Source organism: Paenibacillus sp. VCA1 (assembly GCF_031583795.1).
Classification (GTDB): Bacteria; Bacillota; Bacilli; order Paenibacillales; family Paenibacillaceae; genus Paenibacillus_AQ; species Paenibacillus_AQ albilobatus.
On the sequence record NZ_JAVLSX010000017.1, the window covers coordinates 18,150 to 33,523 of the forward strand.

Genomic DNA, 15,374 nt, shown 5'->3' on the forward strand with positions numbered 1-15,374 from the left:
TTCTATTATGAAAAATAAACTATCTGGGTTGTTAGCTCCTGCATTAGCGCTAGCGATGATGACCCTACCAACAGGCGCGATAGCATCTTCCAGCAGTAAGACTACAGTAGTAGGAAGTCAAGAAGTTGCTAGCACAGAACTGGAGAAGATTGCGGCAGAGAAAGCCGCTTTACTGACGAAGTCCTATGAGACGACTAGCGTGCAGTATGCGCTAATTGATAATGGCAAAATTATTTTATCGGGTCAGACAGGCAAGAACGATATGGAAGGGAAACAGCCGCTGACCAAAGATACTCTATACGGGATTGGTTCAACCAGTAAAGTATATACAGCTGCAGCTGTAATGAAATTGGTCGACGAAGGAAAAGTCGATTTGGATGCTCCTGTCGTTCGCTATATTCCTGATTTCAAGATGAAAGATGAGCGTTACAAGCGCATTACGCCGCGTATGCTGTTGAACCACTCCTCGGGTTTGCCAGGCATGACGTTTAATAACGCATTTTTATTTAAAGATAATGATACTTATGCCCATGATATCTTGTTGAGGGAACTATCCAGCCAAAGCTTGAAGGCGGACCCTGGCGCGTTCTCGGTATACTGTAACGACGGCTTTACGCTGGCCGAGATTTTGGTAGAAAGAGTCAGCGGTATGAGTTTTACTGAATTTTTACATCAAAAGTTTACAGAGCCATTAAAACTGAATCATACGAAGACGCCGCGGGACAATGGGGAAGACGAAAAGCGGGCTGGACTTTATTCTCCGACGTACCAAGGACAGCTTCCTATTGAATCAGTGAATGTGATTGGTTCGGGAGGGATCTCTTCCACGGCAGAAGATGTGGTGCGATTCTCACAATTATTTATGGGACAGGGAAAAGGAATTCTTTCTAATAAGGCAGTCAAGGAGATGGAGCAAGAGGAATATAAAAAAGGAATGTGGCCGAAGGACGGAGATACTGTGTTCAACTATGGCCTTGGATGGGATAGTGTTGAATTATATCCATTTGATGGATATGGGATAAAGGCCTTGGCTAAGGGCGGAGACACCGTACTGCAACATGCCGCACTGGTCGTGCTTCCAGAACAGAAGATGGCAGCGGCTGTGTTGTCATCCGGCGGCAGCAGCCTCACAAATCAAATGGTGGCAACTAAAATACTGCTCACCGCGCTTAAAGAGAAGGGTGCAATTAAAGATATAAAGCCGGATAAATCCTTCGGCAAGCCCGTCAAGGCCAAGATGCCTCAAGATGTGGCAAAAAAAGCGGGCTTATACGGGAATACCTACAGTCATTTCAAAATAGAAATTACGAAGAAGGGAGAACTGACCTTACCTCTTAAGCCAGAAGAAAAATATGTATATACGGCGGATGGAAGCTTTATTAATGAGAAGGGTACCTCCAAGCTCAACTTCGTCACCGAGAAGAATGGCAAAACTTATTTGAGAGAGAGCACCTATGAATTATCGCCGGGCTTGGGGCAAATTGCAATGAATAACTATTTAGCCGAGAAGCTAGAAGACAATGTGCTATCAAAGAAAACCGCTGCTGCATGGGCGAAGCGGGAAGGCGGCAAGTTCTATCTTGTTAACGAGAAATTTAGTTCTATGAACTATCTTGGACAACTAGTCCCTCATACCACACAAATTACTGTCAAGGAAGGCTATTGGGACGGCAAAAAAATTACAGGTCCGAATACGGCGACGCATCAACTCCAGATTCCTGTGATGGATGGGCGTGATACGAAGGAAGCTCGTTTCTATTCAGAAGATGGCAATGAATATATGGAGATGGCCAGCTTCTTATACGTAAGTGAATCCAACGTAAAACCGCTTGATGCAGGTCAATCATCGAAAGTTACACTGCAAGCAAATGGGCATGCGAAATGGTTTACGATCCCGCAAGCGGCAGCAGGGAAAACGATGACCGTGGCGTTGCCATCGAACAGTTCGTTCGCGGTGTATGATGAGAAGGGAGTATGTATCAACTTTACCGTTCTGAGCGGCAATAACAAAGTAAAATTGCCGAAGAACGGAACGGTTGTATTTGCTGGCGCGCCTCACTCGGAATTTACAGTTACGTTAAACTAGCTGCAATTTATGATGAACTTTCAACAAAACCAGCAAGACATAGAAATATGTTTTGCTGGTTTTGTTTGTATTGATATCGCAAAACGGCCCTTGTGTTAGATAACGCCCGAATTCATCATGCGAAGCTGCTGCTGCCGTTTCTGGAAGAACAGAAAAGTCGGCTTGAGTTGGTCTTTCTGCCGCCATACAGTCCGCAGTTGAATATCGTGGAAGGGCTCTGGAAATGGCTCAAATCCAGTGTCATTAATAATGTATTCTATTCCATCGTTTCCGAGATCCGCCAGCGTGTCGGACAATTTATGGATGAGATTATGAAGCAACCTCATGCGATCATCGACCGCCTATGTGTTCGATTTTGATTGCCATTTTCTTTAGTTCAACTTATATAGATGCTAGATGCTTGTCAAAGTTGCTCAAATTTAATTAATCTATTCTAAACACTTCTAAACACTTACTGCAAAACAAAAAGCCCAGTCGCCCTTCCCTTAAGCAAAGGAAGCGCGACTTGACTTTGTTTTTTTTCACCGTAATCTACAATCAATTGCTCGTAACAGATTTCCGATATTTCTCAACCTCCGGCGTCAGCACGTCATGACTTTTTTCAAGCACTTCCAGAAATCCTTTAATCTTTTTCAGGTAGCCGCTTTTGGACGGGTCTCCTTTACTTACGGCTGCCTGCAGGGCCGCTTTTCCCTCGGGATCGACCTTTTTGGTGTCATAGTCGAACATCGGCGTGTTGTTGAGGCCGTACATGGAAACGCCCAGATACAGGTTATACAGCGATTTGACTTGCGTCGCCCGGTTTGAAGCCGGATAGGATTTGAGGAACGCCTCATCCGACAAAGCGCGTTTCGTTACTTCCGTCCAGCCGACCGACAAAGCGGCATCGTTCGCGAACGGGGATTTCGTTTCGACCGTCATGATGTCGATATAGCTCTTGATGTCGTTGGTGACGTAGGCGCGCACCTTTTGGAACCGCGGATAGTCGAGTACCAGATAGAACATGCCCTCCGACGTTTCCAGTCGATAGCCGCTGTCGCGGGCGCCTTTGAACAGGGTCTTCAAGCTTTTATCGCTTGTTTTGTTGATCAGGGAAGTGAGGTCGTCACCCTTCTTCATCAGCTTCATGAGCTTTTGCTGCACGTTGTCCCTGTAAAATTTGTCGTTCCAAGCGTCGAGATTGGCTTTTTCGGCGTTTTCGAGCTTCAGCACCATGGTGGTTGCCTGCCACGGCGTCACTTGATAGATGTTTTTCTCCATATAGGCGACGGCTTCGGCTTGTTTGGATGGGGATTTAAGCAAATTCATCATATGGTCGAACACGGCGTTGGCATGCGCCGTTTTGGCCGGAACGACGATTGGCGCACCTCCAGGGGCGGCTTTTGGCGCGGCATTCATCGCATGAACGGCTGCGGCGCCTCCCTGCAAGCTGATGGCTGCGATTAAAGCAGCGGCGGTCGCTGTTGTTTTGGTCCATTTCATCATGTAAAGCACCTCCAAGGTTTCGTTACTCCCATATTAACCGTGCTTTGTTTCATGCTCGTGTCCGCTTGTTTCGGACTTGTAAACTTTTTTGGCGAAAATGAAACATAAGGATTTTGCAAAATTCGATTCCGGTCGCTCCCGGGTACAATATATAGACGAACTAAACCGTTTCGCTCTATATATTGCCGATTGGAAGTCGCTCTTTGGATTTTTGCAAAATCCTCACATAAAAAAACATCTTGGACTGCCGCGTACGCGTACTGTTCAGTCTAAGATGTTTGGATGGCTTATGGCCGAAGGCCAAAGCCCTTTTCGTGAAAATGATTTTAATTATCTTTTCCGCAAAAAAATAAACCGCAGCCCCAGAAAACCGATAACGCACAGGACCAGGCTGACCCACGGCGGCACCGTAAATACGGGCAGCATGCCGCGCAGCGAAAAGCCGGCGACCATCACGACGACCATGATGACCAAATATACGCCGATCGCCTTCAAGTTGATTCCCGGTTTTTGCGGGCCGGCTTCCGCCGTTTTGCCGAGGGATTTCATAAAGATCTCCGTCAAGACGATCGCACCCGCCGCGACCAGGATGATCGCCAGCACGCTGATGCGGTTCACGCTTTCCCCGCCGTACCCCGCAAGCTGCGCGCCAAAACCGATGACCGCTTCCGCCAGGAACAAAATCGTCAAAGCGGTCCACGCGATCATGATGTAGTAGGCTGCGCCTTCGAGTTTTCTTGCGGCCGGCAGCGTTTCAACCACCGATTGGGCAAAGGCCTCCGCATCGCCGCCAAAAAGCTCGGAGGCCGAAATTCCCTTTTGCTGCGCCTCCAGCACCTCATGGGCCAATTCAAGCAGCCGCTGCTCGCCGCGAAGCTGTTCGGCCCGGCTAACCCGCACGTAAACGACGATATCCTCGTAAAAATCCCTATTCGCCGGCGTCATTTGCTCCCGCAGCCGGTTGTTTTCCTTAATTAACTCTCTTGTTGTCATGTCCGTTCCTCCGTATACAACAAGTATAGGAATTGGAAGTGCCGGATTCAAGTCCGCCCGGGCGGACAAGCGCCTTATTCTTGATAAAAAAGCTGTTCGCGATGAACAAACACGTAAATGACGGCCGCGATGACGCAGATGATCAGCACCCACGACAGGGGATGCTCGCGAATATGGGAAATGCATTGCTGCCACATAACGACACGTCCCTTTCTGTGAATAATCGGGTCTGACCCTAGTTTCTGCGATGCGAACCCAATCCATACCATGCGGGCGGTTTTAGGGTTCAAAAGGAGAAAAGATTTCAATTTGACACAGCTGTCCGGCGGTGCTAATATGATTGTTACATATTATATCTGATTAAACTTATCGGAATTATAAGTTAAATGAAAACGAGCATAAGAGGATTGATTTCAAATCCTTAAAATATATCGATCATTCATAAGGGGAGTGGAGCCATGGAAAGACAAATTTCGATCCGTTACGGGCAGGAGGAGTTGACCGCAAGCCTGCATTATCCGGTGCATCCTGAGGGGAAAAAGGGTGAAGGGGAGCGGGTTCCGCTGATCGTCATTTGCCACGGGTTTGTCGGCAGCCGGGTCGGCGTGGACCGTTTGTTCGTCAAAACCGCCCGCGAGCTGGCCGGGGCCGGCTACATGGTGCTGCGCTTCGATTATGCCGGATGCGGCGAAAGCAGCGGCTCGTACGGCAAGGAAGGGCTTGAATCGATGATCGCGCAAACGCGGACGGTGCTCGATTATGCGCTGGAATGCGGAAACGTCGACCCGTCGCAGGTGACCTTGATCGGACACAGCCTTGGAGGCGCGGTGGCGATTTTAACGGCGGTTCGCGATCGCAGGGTAAAAAATTTGGTGCTCTGGTCGGCGGTCGGATACCCGCTCAGCGACATTCTGAAGATTACGGGACGGGAAGTGTATGAACATGCGGTGAAGGAGGGCAGCGCGGATTTCCTCGGCTTCGAGTTTACGCCGGTCTTTTTCGATTCGCTTGGCATGTTCCAGCCTTTTCAGGAGGCGGTCAAGTTTGGCGGCAACGTGCTGGTCGTGCACGGGACGTCGGATGACACGATTCCGGTCGATTACGCGTTTTTGTATCAAAAAGTATTTTGGACGCGGCCCGAAGGGCGCTGCGACAAGGAAATCATTTTTCAGGGCAATCACACCTTTTCCTCGGGGCCGCATTGCAACCAGCTGATCCACCGGACCAAAGAGTGGCTGAAGGAGCAGCAAAAACAGCAGCAGGACTGGCAGCACTGGATCATCTGAAGTTTTTCGAAAGGGAGCTTAAATGCATCCACTCTTGTCGCTCCTGTTGCTTCTGTCGCTCCCGTTGACCGGTTCATCCCGTGGCTGGGCAAATGGAGACCAGGTGCAGTCGCGCGAAACCCCTCGTTAACCGTTAAGTCCGATGGCCATTGCCGGCGGAGAATGGAACGGCTTCATGATGTACGTTAGGTACCTTCTCCATCAAGAGGGGCCGGCGCACAGAAGTTGGAATATCTTTTTCGACGCGGTAAAATATAAGTAGCAACTTATACTGGCGTGTGGAGGTTGACATCGATGACATTACCATCTCTATTTGTAGCGCACGGTTCACCCATGCTCGCCCTGGAGGATAACGGGTACACGCGGTTTTTGGAAAACCTGGGCCGGGAACTGCCCGTACCGGAGGCGATCGCCGTATTTTCCGCGCATTGGGATGAACCCGACCAGTTATTGAGCGTAGATGAAACCAACGGGACGATGCACGACTTTTACGGCTTTCCGGACGCGATGTACGAGTTGCGTTATCCGGCTCCGGGTTCGCCATCGCTTGCCGGGCGGATGAAGGCCTTGTTCGAGGCGGGCAATCTGCCGTACCAGACCGTTTCCGGCCGGGGGCTTGACCATGGGGTTTGGGTCATTTTGCAAAAAATGTATCCGGAAGCGAACATTCCTGTCGTCGAACTGTCCGTCGACTCCAAACGTTCCCCTTCCGAACAGTATGCCATCGGGGCCATGCTCAAGGAGCTTCGGCGGGAAAACGTGCTCATCATCGGCAGCGGCGGCCTTGTCCATAATCTGCGGATGCTTGCTCAAACCGATACGCGTGACCCATGGGCCGTGGAGTTCGACGAATGGGTTGCGGAGAAGCTTGAAAGCTGGAAGATTGGCGATCTTTTCGATTACGACAAAAAAGCTCCGCATGCCCGCCAGGCGGTGCCGTCTTACGGCGTGGAGCATTTTATCCCGCTGTTTTACGCGATGGGCGCGGCTGATGACGACCGCAAGGCCAAGCGGCTGTTCCAGGATTACCAGCTCGGGAACTTAAGCCTGAATTGCTGGATGTTTGGTTCGTAATTAATAGTCACAAATAAAATAAAGAGCCGGGCTGAAATTTCAGCCCGGCTTTTGTTGGCTCTCCCGAGAGGTGAGTCTTCAGATTCGCTTTTTAGGCGGCGCCTTTCGTTTTGGTCATTCCGCCTTGCGGGAATGGGGTATTGCCTTGTCCGTTGCGGCGGAAGAGGTTCCGCAGGTAAGGGATCACCCAGCGGTCCAGCCCGATGCGTCCGGCGTTGGCGGCAGCCACAAGGACGAACATTTCAAGCAGGAGCATTTGGGCGTTGGTGCTTACGGTGCCCGAGAAGAGGAACGCGAAGTTCATCACCATGCCCATCAGGACCGCGAAGGTGGTGAAGGTGCCCAGGATGAGTCCGAGTCCCACCAGCGTTTCGCCTACCGGTATGAGGAAGTTGAACAATTTCACGCCAGGCAGCGCGCCATGTTCCAGGAAGGCGGCCCACCAGCCTTGCACGGCGGGATGATCGCCGCTTGCTTTTGCAATCGCTCCTTTCAGGAAGCCTCCCGCATCGAATCCGCCCGTCAATTTTTCGATTCCGCCCTTGAACCAGGTGTACCCGAGGTAAATCCGGACGACCGTCAGTAACCACATTGCCACTTTGTTGTTTCTCAGCCAGTTGTTGAACATTTTGAACCACTCCTTGGTTTGATGTCATATTTTTTCGAGAAGCGTCTAGCCTGCTTGGATCTTGGTGTTTCGCTTCTTGTTGTTGATTTGGAAGATGATCATCTCTTTCATGTCTTTATTATATGTGATAATTTTCACAATATATGTGATATAAATCACAATCTTATATAAAATTTAAAATTATTTTTGCAGGAAATTTAAATGTGTGCTGGAATCTAAATGTTGCAGGAATTTAAATGTGCACCCGGAATCTAAAATGTTGCAGGAATTTAAATGAGTGTAGGAATCAAATTGCGCACAGGCATCTAGTTATACGGAAAATTCTAAGTATGCCCAGAAATCTAATTGTCACAATCTAAATTGTGCGCAGGAACCTAAATGCCGGCGGAAATGCAAAAAATGAGCCGGACGGAAATCCGGCCCGGCTCCGTGTGAGAATTCATGCAGTTTCGATTAGACTTGAACGGTTGCTGCTGTTAAATAATTCTTTGCGGAGTGGAAGCGGAAATCGTCTGTTTTTTCGAGAACAGGCTGCGCAGGTAAGGCATGATCCAATAATCCAGACCGATGCGTCCGGCATTGGCGGCAGCGACAACGAGGAACATTTCAAGCAGAATCATTTGAGGGTTGACGCTAATACTGCCCGATAAGAGGAAGGCAAAGTTCATGACCATGCCCATCAAGGCGGCAAAGGTTGCGAAGGTTCCCAGAAGAAGAGCCAAGCCGACAAGCGTTTCGCCGAGCGGGATGAGGATGTTGAACAGCTTGACGCCGGGCAGCGCCCCGTGTTTCAGAAAAGCCGCCCACCAGCTTTGCACGGCGGGATGCTCGCCCGATGCTTTAGCGATCGCGCCTTTGAGGAAACCTCCGGCATCGAAACCCCCGATCAACTTCTTGATCCCGCCCTCCATCCAGGTGTACCCCAAATAGACCCGAACGACCGTCAGCAGCCACATTGCGATTTGATTTTTTCTCAGCCAGTTGTTGAACAAGTTTTGCCACTCCTCCTTTTCATTAGTACAAAGTGTCTCCTGGTCATTCTTTTTCCGTTTCGTATTTTGACACTTAATGGTATAACATCCTTAAATTATAAATTAAAGTGATCCGCCGACAAGTAGCCTAATCTACGATTTATAATAAAATACTCATATTTTTCCCGCAGCGACCGTCAGCAAAGGCCGAAATTTGCCGTTTATCAAAGACAAACGCTGTTGTTTGTGATTAAATGGGGGAAAAAGGAAGCACGGTTAAAAAGAAAAGGGGGATTATTCGTAAATGAAGAAGCAGGGCAATGGGGAAACGCGCAGGTGGTACAAGCTTGGGACCGGACTGATCTGCCTGATGATGCTGGGGACGGCGCTGAGTGCATGCGGACAGCCGAAAGCGGAAGCGCCCCAGGCGCCGGTTGTGGAGGAACAAACGCCGCCGGAGGAGCCGGCGCAGGATGACCCGATCACTTCGGGCGAGCCGGAGACGGCCGCATACACGGCGCCTTTGACGGGACTTCCGGTGGACAAGCCGGCAACGGCACGCCCGCTCGCGGTTATGATCAACAACGCGGCCGCTGCGCGCCCGCAGTCCGGGCTCACCCAGGCGGATATCGTGTACGAAGTGCTGGCCGAAGGCGGCATTACGCGGTTGATCGGCATTTTTCAAAGCAGGGGAACAAACGAAAAAATCGGCCCGATCCGCAGCATCCGTCCGTATTTGATCGATATCGGGGAAAGCTACGGCGGCGTGCTCGTGCATGCCGGCGGCAGCAACGACGCTTACGCGATTTTGCAAAAGCAGCATAAGGAAGATCTTGATGAAATCGGCAACGCAGGGGCATACTTTTGGAGGGATAAATCGCGCAAGGCTCCGCATAACCTGTATTCGGACGCAGACAAGCTCAGAGAGGGCGCCGACAAGCGCGGTTACAAAAAGGAAGTGGATATCCCCGCCTACCCGTTCCGGGCCGAGGAGGACCTTCCAGAGGGCGAGAACGCGTCCGGCGCCGAAATTACGTTTTTGCTCAAAAGCTATAAGGTCGAATACCGGTATGATGAAGCGACCAAGCTGTACAAGCGCTCCATCAACGGCAAACCGCATATCGATCTGAACACCGGGGAGCAGTTGACTGCGACCAACGTCGTTATTCTTGGCGCGGGCCACAAAACGCTCGACGACGTGGGCCGTCTGGCCGTGGATACCGTCTCGGGCGGGGAAGCGATGCTGCTGCAGCGCGGAAAGCTGATCAAAGGCCGCTGGGCGCGGGCCAAGGGAGACGTCATCCGTTTCGTTAAAGACGGCAAGGAAGTGCCGCTTTACCCGGGTACAACTTACTTCAACATCGTGCCGAACGCGCCGACCTTCGAAAGCCATGTTCAGATTTTTCAACAAAATTAGGCTGCGTCTCGGATCAAGGGCCCCATTTCGACGGCGTTATGTAAATACTGGCAGGGGCATATCCAGCGCTTGGATAATTTATCGGAAGATTGGGTAATTTTAAGGTAAGACAACCGCCAAACCCTTACGCATACGCGAAAATTGAAAGCCGTAATCTTTACAAAATACGCCGTGGATTGATAAGATAACTAGGGTTGTCTTTTTTTCTGTTTTCGCGCGTTCTTATATAAATTGGATGAAAGATAAGGGCCATGTGAACCCCGGCAGGAAGCGGCATATGGAGGATTAAACTTTTGTTCAATTTATACAAGCAATCTTAAGTAAAGGGGTTATCGTATGAAATTGAAGAAAAAGGACATATTCTTCCAAACTTTGGAGAATATGGCCGATACGATTGTGCAGGCTGCCGATTATTTCGCCCAGCATGTGGCCAATCTCCAAGATGTGGTTCTTTTTGCCAACGAAATGAAAAAGTTTGAGTCGCAGTGTGACGAATTTACACACACCATTATTACGGAACTCAACAAAACGTTTATAACGCCGATCGAACGCGACGATATTATGGATCTGACAACCAGCATGGACGATGTCATGGACGGACTGGAAGCTTGCGCTTCCCGCTTCGATATGTACCATCTGCCGGACCCTGACGAATATATCATTCAGTTTGCGGAAATTTTGCGGCAGTCTGCCTACGAGATCCAAAAGGCGGTTCACCTTCTGTCCCAGAAAAAGCTTCTTGCCATCCGCGAATATACCATTCGTCTGAACGATCTGGAAAACCAAGCGGACGAGCTGCTTCGCATTTCCATCAAAGCCCTGTTCGCCAAAGTATCCGATCCGATCGAACTGATCAAACGCAAGGAAATCTACGAACGTCTCGAAACGACCACGGATACCTGCGAAGATGTGGCCAATATGCTGGAATCGATCATTATGAGCAACTCGTAAGGGGTTTACAGACAAATGGAGACACCAATCATTGTAATAGGCATTGTCATCTTCCTGGCGCTGGCGTTCGACTTCATCAACGGTTTCCATGACACGGCGAACGCGATCGCGACTTCGGTCTCGACCCGGGCGCTCAAGCCGCGGACGGCGATCATTTTGGCGGCGGTCATGAACTTCGTCGGTGCCATCATGTTTACGGGCGTCGCGAAAAAAATCGGCGGAAGCGTCGCGGATCCTGCCTCGCTCGATAACGGGATCGAGGTCGTCATCGCCACGCTGCTGGCCGCGATCATATGGAACCTTGCGACCTGGTGGCTGGGGATTCCGTCCTCTTCCTCTCACGCGCTCATCGGTGCCTTGGCGGGAGCGGTATTCGTCGGAGCCGGTGCGAATCATGTCAAATGGAGCGGATTCGTCGAAATCGTGGAAGGATTGCTGCTTTCCCCGTTGATCGCGTTTGTGGTCGGTTATATCATCATGACGATCCTGAAATGGATTTTTGCGAAAAAAAGCCCGCATACCGTGAACAAAGGTTTCCGGATGATGCAGATCGTCACGGCAGCCGCCCAATCGTTTACGCACGGCACGAACGACGCGCAGAAAGCGATGGGGATCATTACGTTCGCGCTCGTGTCCTCCGGACGCCTTGAACATCTTGAAGTTCCGCTATGGGTCAAAATCGCTGCGGCCACCTCGATGGCGCTCGGCACCTCCATTGGCGGCTGGAAGATCATCAAGACGATGGGAACAAAAATTTTCAAAATCGAGCCGATCAACGGCTTTGCCGCGGATTTTACGTCGGCTTCCGTCATTTTCGGCGCCACGCTGCTGCACTTGCCAGTCAGTACGACGCATGCGGTAACCTCCGCGATTCTCGGGGTAGGCAGCGCCAAGCGTTTTTCCGAAGTGAAATGGTCGTTGGCCGGACGGATCGTCGTTACGTGGTTTATCACCATCCCGATTTCCGCGGTACTGGCAGGCATTATTTATAAGATTTTATTCTAGACATACAAACATATGGATATGAAGTGGGGGCCAATCGATGAGGTTGGCTTTTTTGTATGCCCGGATCGGCCTTCGCCCGCGTTTTCAGGTTGCAAAGGCGTGTTTTTCAGTCGTTGGCGGGGTTCTCGCACTCCGTGCAGCAGCCGCACCGCTTCATGCGGATTTCGCGAACGGGCGGTCTTTGCTGTACAATGGAAGGAACGATGCAAGGGACGGACGTTTGGCCCTCATCCCGTTTGGAAAGGAGTTTACCGATAACCGATGATACGCACGCTGGCTTTGACCCATTTGCATGAGGTGGTCACGGACATACCGCTTCAGGACATCCGTCCGGAGGATTACGCCTGGATGTGGGTGGATTTTAACGCGCCGACGGAGGAAGAATCCGCTCTTTTGACGACCTATTTTCATTTCCATCCGCTGGCGGTGGAGGACTGCCTCCATGTGCTGCAGCGCCCGAAGCTGGACAATTACGAGGATCTGCAATTTTTCGTGCTGCATGCGATCGATCCCGAAACGCTCCAAGTCGAAGAGGTGGATTTGTTTCTCGGGCAGGATCTGCTCGTATCGTTCCACAGCAAAGAGCTGGAAGAGGTGGACGAGGCGTGGAAGGAAATCATTCAGCATGCCCATGACCGGAAAATCTGGTCCCGCGGGCCGGTGTCCTGCGCATACAATGTGATGGACAAGCTGGTCGACAAATATTTTCCGGGCGTGTTCACGATCGAAGACGAGCTGGCGGAGCTGGAAAACCGGGGCAGCCGGGAATCGGTGGACGAACTGATGAGGCAGGTATTCGAGCTGCGCGGACGGCTGCTCAAGCTGCGCCGCACCGTGGTGCCGATGCGCGATTTGCTGTACCGGGTCGTCAACTCCCAGCATGTCCAAAGCAGCACCGAGCATAAGGTGTATTTCGGCGACATTTACGACCATCTGCTGAAGCTGACCGACATGATCGAGGCGGACCGCGAAATGACGGCCGATCTGCGGGACAGCTACATTTCGCTGAATTCCAACCGGATGAACGCCATCATGAAGACGCTGACGGTCATCACGACCGTGTTCATGCCGCTGACGCTGATCGCCGGGATCTACGGGATGAACTTCACGAATATGCCGGAGCTGGGCTGGAAATACGGCTACCCTGCGGTGCTCGTGCTTATGTTCGCCTTGGCCGTCGGCATGGTGCTTTGGTTTCAGCGGCGGGGATGGTTTAAGTGAAAATATTCGGTTGAAGCCGCGCTATAGCGGCTTTTTTTGTGATCGATCATCCGGAACAATTTTGGAGGGAGATGTGAAAACGTGGAAACAGGGGGCGGCTAGCGCCCCCTTTCTATAACGGTTAAACGTATCCCTTGCGGCCATGCGGGCAGCGCTCAGCCCGGAATCGCGGGGATTTCGGGCTGAACGACGGTCCGTCCGGGAAAACGGAAGGGAAGGCTGATATGTGTCTGGTCAGCGCCGCTTTTTGCGGGAGGACTTACCGGATTTGCCGGGACGGTTCGTAGTGTTCGAGCGTTTGCGGGACGAGGATTTTCTGCGGCCGGAATTTCTTCTGCGCCGCGGCCGGTATCCCGACGAATCATCGGCGGCGTTGGTTTTCCCTTTTCCGAAAAACAATTTGAACATCGGCGCCACCTGCTGCACGCCGGTCATCACCTTTTGCACCTTCCCGATCGAATTGACGATGCCGTCGATGCCGCCCATCCGGTCGATCAGTCCTTTCAGCTCCCCGAGGTTGGCGAGGGAAAATCCCGTTTTGGCCGCGGCGGCTGCCGGTGCGGCTGCAGCTGCGGTCACTTCGGCCGCTCCCGCCAACGCTTCGGTGCCTGCCAAGACTTCGGCTCCCTGAACGGGAACGAGACCCGTGCCGGGGCCGGCGAAATCGCTATAAGGGATACCCGGATAGGGTGAATAGGATGGATAAGGGGAGAAAGGACCGCCGTCCAGCGAGCGATGATGGTTGCGGGGCTGCTTGCGGTGATAGTAATGCTCAGGCATGGATATCACTTTCCTTTTTGGAATGGTTTATTATACTGTATGTCATGGGCAAACATACGGTATGGACGAATGCCCGGTAGACAGGGATAGGAGCGGAATCGGGCGAATACCCAGAGAACCGGCGGAACGGGCCGGGCCGGCTGTATTCATGATATGGGCCGGGGAGCGGGGAGGTTCTCTTTTGCTATCAAAGCTATACAATCCCGTTTTGGTAGGGTATAATTAAAGCGTTTTCATGGGTGATGGTAAAAAAATCCGGGAACGGGAACCCAGCGCCGCACCGGCTTTTACGGCACATCTGCCTTGCAGCTCTGTAGTGCGTGAATCCGTTAATGCTTGAAAAGTCTATACCCGCTCGGGTACAATGAAAATACATAGTAATAGTAGAGGATGATGATTTCAGTGCAACTGAAGAAACTTAATGATAAAAGTATTGATCAATTATTTGAGGCCATTTTAACGCTGAAGAGCGTTGAAGAATGTTACGTGTTCTTCGACGATCTGTGCACGGTGAACGAAATCCAGTCCCTGTCCCAGCGTCTGGAGGTTGCGCGCATGCTTGGCAAAGGCTGCACGTACAACCAGATCGAAGCCGAAACGGGAGCGAGCACCGCAACCATTTCCCGCGTGAAACGGTGTTTGAATTATGGCAACGAAGGGTATAAAATGACGTTAGACCGTCTTGGACGATAAGATGCGCAAACGGGGCGTATTAATCATCAGCCACGGCTCAAGGGAACAGGCTTGGGTTGATCTGGTCGATGGCGCCATCCATCAGCTGCCGCTGCGGGGAGACCTCCCTGTGGCGGCTTCGTTCTTGGAAATCGTGGAAGGACGACTGATTCAGGATGGCATCGATCAGCTTGAAAGCCAGGGGGTCACCGACATCCTGGTGATTCCGCTGTTCGTTTCTTTCGGGAGCACTCATGTGAACGAAATCGCATACGCGCTTGGCGTGCTGGACGCTCCTTCGTTCGACAGCGATCTGGAGCCGTTCCGGGTCAGCGCGACCATTCATTACGGCTCGCCGATCGAGCATGGTCCTTACGTGGCCGAAATGTTGTGGGATAAAATACGGCCGATATCTCGAAATCCGGAGCGGGAAGCTCTTGTCCTGATCGGACATGGAAGCAGCTATGAAAGTTTTCGCAAACGCTGGGAAGACGGCTTCGAGCGGCTTGCGGATCAGGTGCGGGACATCGGCGGCTTCGCCGCCAGCGATGTTGCGCTGCTGCGGCCGGACAATGTTCGCGCGAAAGTGGAATATTGGCAGAAGGAACGGGGAATGCAGACGATTGCGGCTCCGGTTTTTTTGAGTGAAGGCTATTTTATCCGCGAAGTGATTCCGAAACGTCTGGAAGGCTTGAGCTACCTGTATTCCGGGAAAGCGCTGCTGCCGCATCCGCTGCTGACGGCGTGGATCGACCAGCAGGTTCAAGACTGGTTAAAAAAGGAATAATGAGCTATATTTTTCTGT

At 51.4% G+C, this 15,374-nt stretch carries 15 protein-coding genes and 1 pseudogene; 10 read left to right on the forward strand and 6 right to left on the reverse strand.

Features of this window, described 5'->3' with window-relative positions:
* The first annotated feature begins 7 nt into the window (after positions 1 to 7).
* Both RJP21_RS27395 and RJP21_RS27400 read left to right on the forward strand, forming a co-directional pair.
* Positions 8 to 2,086: a serine hydrolase domain-containing protein gene (locus tag RJP21_RS27395; RefSeq protein ID WP_310862097.1), complete on the forward strand. Its 2,079-nt coding sequence runs from the start codon at positions 8 to 10 to the stop codon at positions 2,084 to 2,086.
* An 80-nt stretch (positions 2,087 to 2,166) separates the two neighbouring features.
* Positions 2,167 to 2,445, forward strand: a pseudogene (locus tag RJP21_RS27400) (transposase); the annotation flags it as partial.
* A 178-nt stretch (positions 2,446 to 2,623) separates the two neighbouring features.
* Here RJP21_RS27400 and RJP21_RS27405 read toward each other — a convergent pair.
* The 3 genes from RJP21_RS27405 to RJP21_RS27415 all read right to left on the reverse strand — a co-directional run bounded on the left by RJP21_RS27405 (position 2,624) and on the right by RJP21_RS27415 (position 4,761).
* On the reverse strand, positions 2,624 to 3,571 hold the full coding sequence (locus tag RJP21_RS27405; RefSeq protein ID WP_310862098.1) for a hypothetical protein: 948 nt from the start codon (positions 3,569 to 3,571) through the stop codon (positions 2,624 to 2,626).
* A 330-nt stretch (positions 3,572 to 3,901) separates the two neighbouring features.
* Complete coding sequence (locus RJP21_RS27410) at positions 3,902 to 4,564, reverse strand: DUF1129 family protein (protein WP_310862099.1); 663 nt, start codon at positions 4,562 to 4,564, stop codon at positions 3,902 to 3,904.
* 74 nt (positions 4,565 to 4,638) lie between these two features.
* On the reverse strand, positions 4,639 to 4,761 hold the full coding sequence (locus tag RJP21_RS27415) for a hypothetical protein (RefSeq protein ID WP_310862100.1): 123 nt from the start codon (positions 4,759 to 4,761) through the stop codon (positions 4,639 to 4,641).
* 261 nt (positions 4,762 to 5,022) lie between these two features.
* On the opposite strand from RJP21_RS27415, the gene RJP21_RS27420 reads away from it, so the two are divergent.
* Together RJP21_RS27420 and RJP21_RS27425 are read left to right on the forward strand one after the other, a co-directional pair.
* Complete coding sequence (locus RJP21_RS27420) at positions 5,023 to 5,850, forward strand: alpha/beta hydrolase (protein ID WP_310862101.1); 828 nt, start codon at positions 5,023 to 5,025, stop codon at positions 5,848 to 5,850.
* A gap of 294 nt (positions 5,851 to 6,144) precedes the next feature.
* Complete coding sequence (locus tag RJP21_RS27425) at positions 6,145 to 6,924, forward strand: DODA-type extradiol aromatic ring-opening family dioxygenase (RefSeq protein WP_310862102.1); 780 nt, start codon at positions 6,145 to 6,147, stop codon at positions 6,922 to 6,924.
* A 91-nt stretch (positions 6,925 to 7,015) separates the two neighbouring features.
* Here the strand turns inward: RJP21_RS27425 and RJP21_RS27430 are convergent, their stop codons facing one another.
* Both RJP21_RS27430 and RJP21_RS27435 read right to left on the reverse strand, forming a co-directional pair.
* Positions 7,016 to 7,552: a DoxX family protein gene (locus tag RJP21_RS27430; protein ID WP_310862103.1), complete on the reverse strand. Its 537-nt coding sequence runs from the start codon at positions 7,550 to 7,552 to the stop codon at positions 7,016 to 7,018.
* 476 nt (positions 7,553 to 8,028) lie between these two features.
* Positions 8,029 to 8,544: a DoxX family protein gene (locus RJP21_RS27435; RefSeq protein ID WP_160045011.1), complete on the reverse strand. Its 516-nt coding sequence runs from the start codon at positions 8,542 to 8,544 to the stop codon at positions 8,029 to 8,031.
* 283 nt (positions 8,545 to 8,827) lie between these two features.
* Here RJP21_RS27435 and RJP21_RS27440 point away from each other — a divergent pair, with 283 nt between their 5' ends.
* From RJP21_RS27440 to corA, 4 genes are all read left to right on the forward strand, one after another.
* Positions 8,828 to 9,940 carry a DUF3048 domain-containing protein gene (locus tag RJP21_RS27440; RefSeq protein WP_310862104.1) on the forward strand — a complete coding sequence of 371 codons (1,113 nt, stop codon included), beginning with the start codon at positions 8,828 to 8,830 and terminating at the stop codon, positions 9,938 to 9,940.
* Positions 9,941 to 10,276: 336 nt separating this feature from the next.
* Positions 10,277 to 10,891 (forward strand): DUF47 domain-containing protein, encoded by a 615-nt coding sequence (locus tag RJP21_RS27445; protein WP_036714980.1) that lies wholly within the window; start codon positions 10,277 to 10,279, stop codon positions 10,889 to 10,891.
* 15 nt (positions 10,892 to 10,906) lie between these two features.
* On the forward strand, positions 10,907 to 11,896 hold the full coding sequence (locus RJP21_RS27450; RefSeq protein ID WP_310862105.1) for an inorganic phosphate transporter: 990 nt from the start codon (positions 10,907 to 10,909) through the stop codon (positions 11,894 to 11,896).
* Positions 11,897 to 12,157: 261 nt separating this feature from the next.
* On the forward strand, positions 12,158 to 13,117 hold the full coding sequence (corA, locus tag RJP21_RS27455) for a magnesium/cobalt transporter CorA (protein ID WP_310862106.1): 960 nt from the start codon (positions 12,158 to 12,160) through the stop codon (positions 13,115 to 13,117).
* Positions 13,118 to 13,351: 234 nt separating this feature from the next.
* Here the strand turns inward: corA and RJP21_RS27460 are convergent, their stop codons facing one another.
* Positions 13,352 to 13,897 (reverse strand): hypothetical protein, encoded by a 546-nt coding sequence (locus RJP21_RS27460; protein ID WP_310862107.1) that lies wholly within the window; start codon positions 13,895 to 13,897, stop codon positions 13,352 to 13,354.
* A 402-nt stretch (positions 13,898 to 14,299) separates the two neighbouring features.
* Here RJP21_RS27460 and RJP21_RS27465 point away from each other — a divergent pair, with 402 nt between their 5' ends.
* Both RJP21_RS27465 and RJP21_RS27470 read left to right on the forward strand, forming a co-directional pair.
* Complete coding sequence (locus tag RJP21_RS27465) at positions 14,300 to 14,590, forward strand: YerC/YecD family TrpR-related protein (RefSeq protein WP_160045006.1); 291 nt, start codon at positions 14,300 to 14,302, stop codon at positions 14,588 to 14,590.
* A complete protein-coding gene (locus tag RJP21_RS27470) occupies positions 14,580 to 15,356 on the forward strand; it encodes a sirohydrochlorin chelatase (protein WP_310862108.1) in 777 nt (258 codons plus the stop codon). The genes RJP21_RS27465 and RJP21_RS27470 overlap by 11 nt, the downstream gene beginning before the upstream one ends.
* Positions 15,357 to 15,374: the final 18 nt, after the last annotated feature.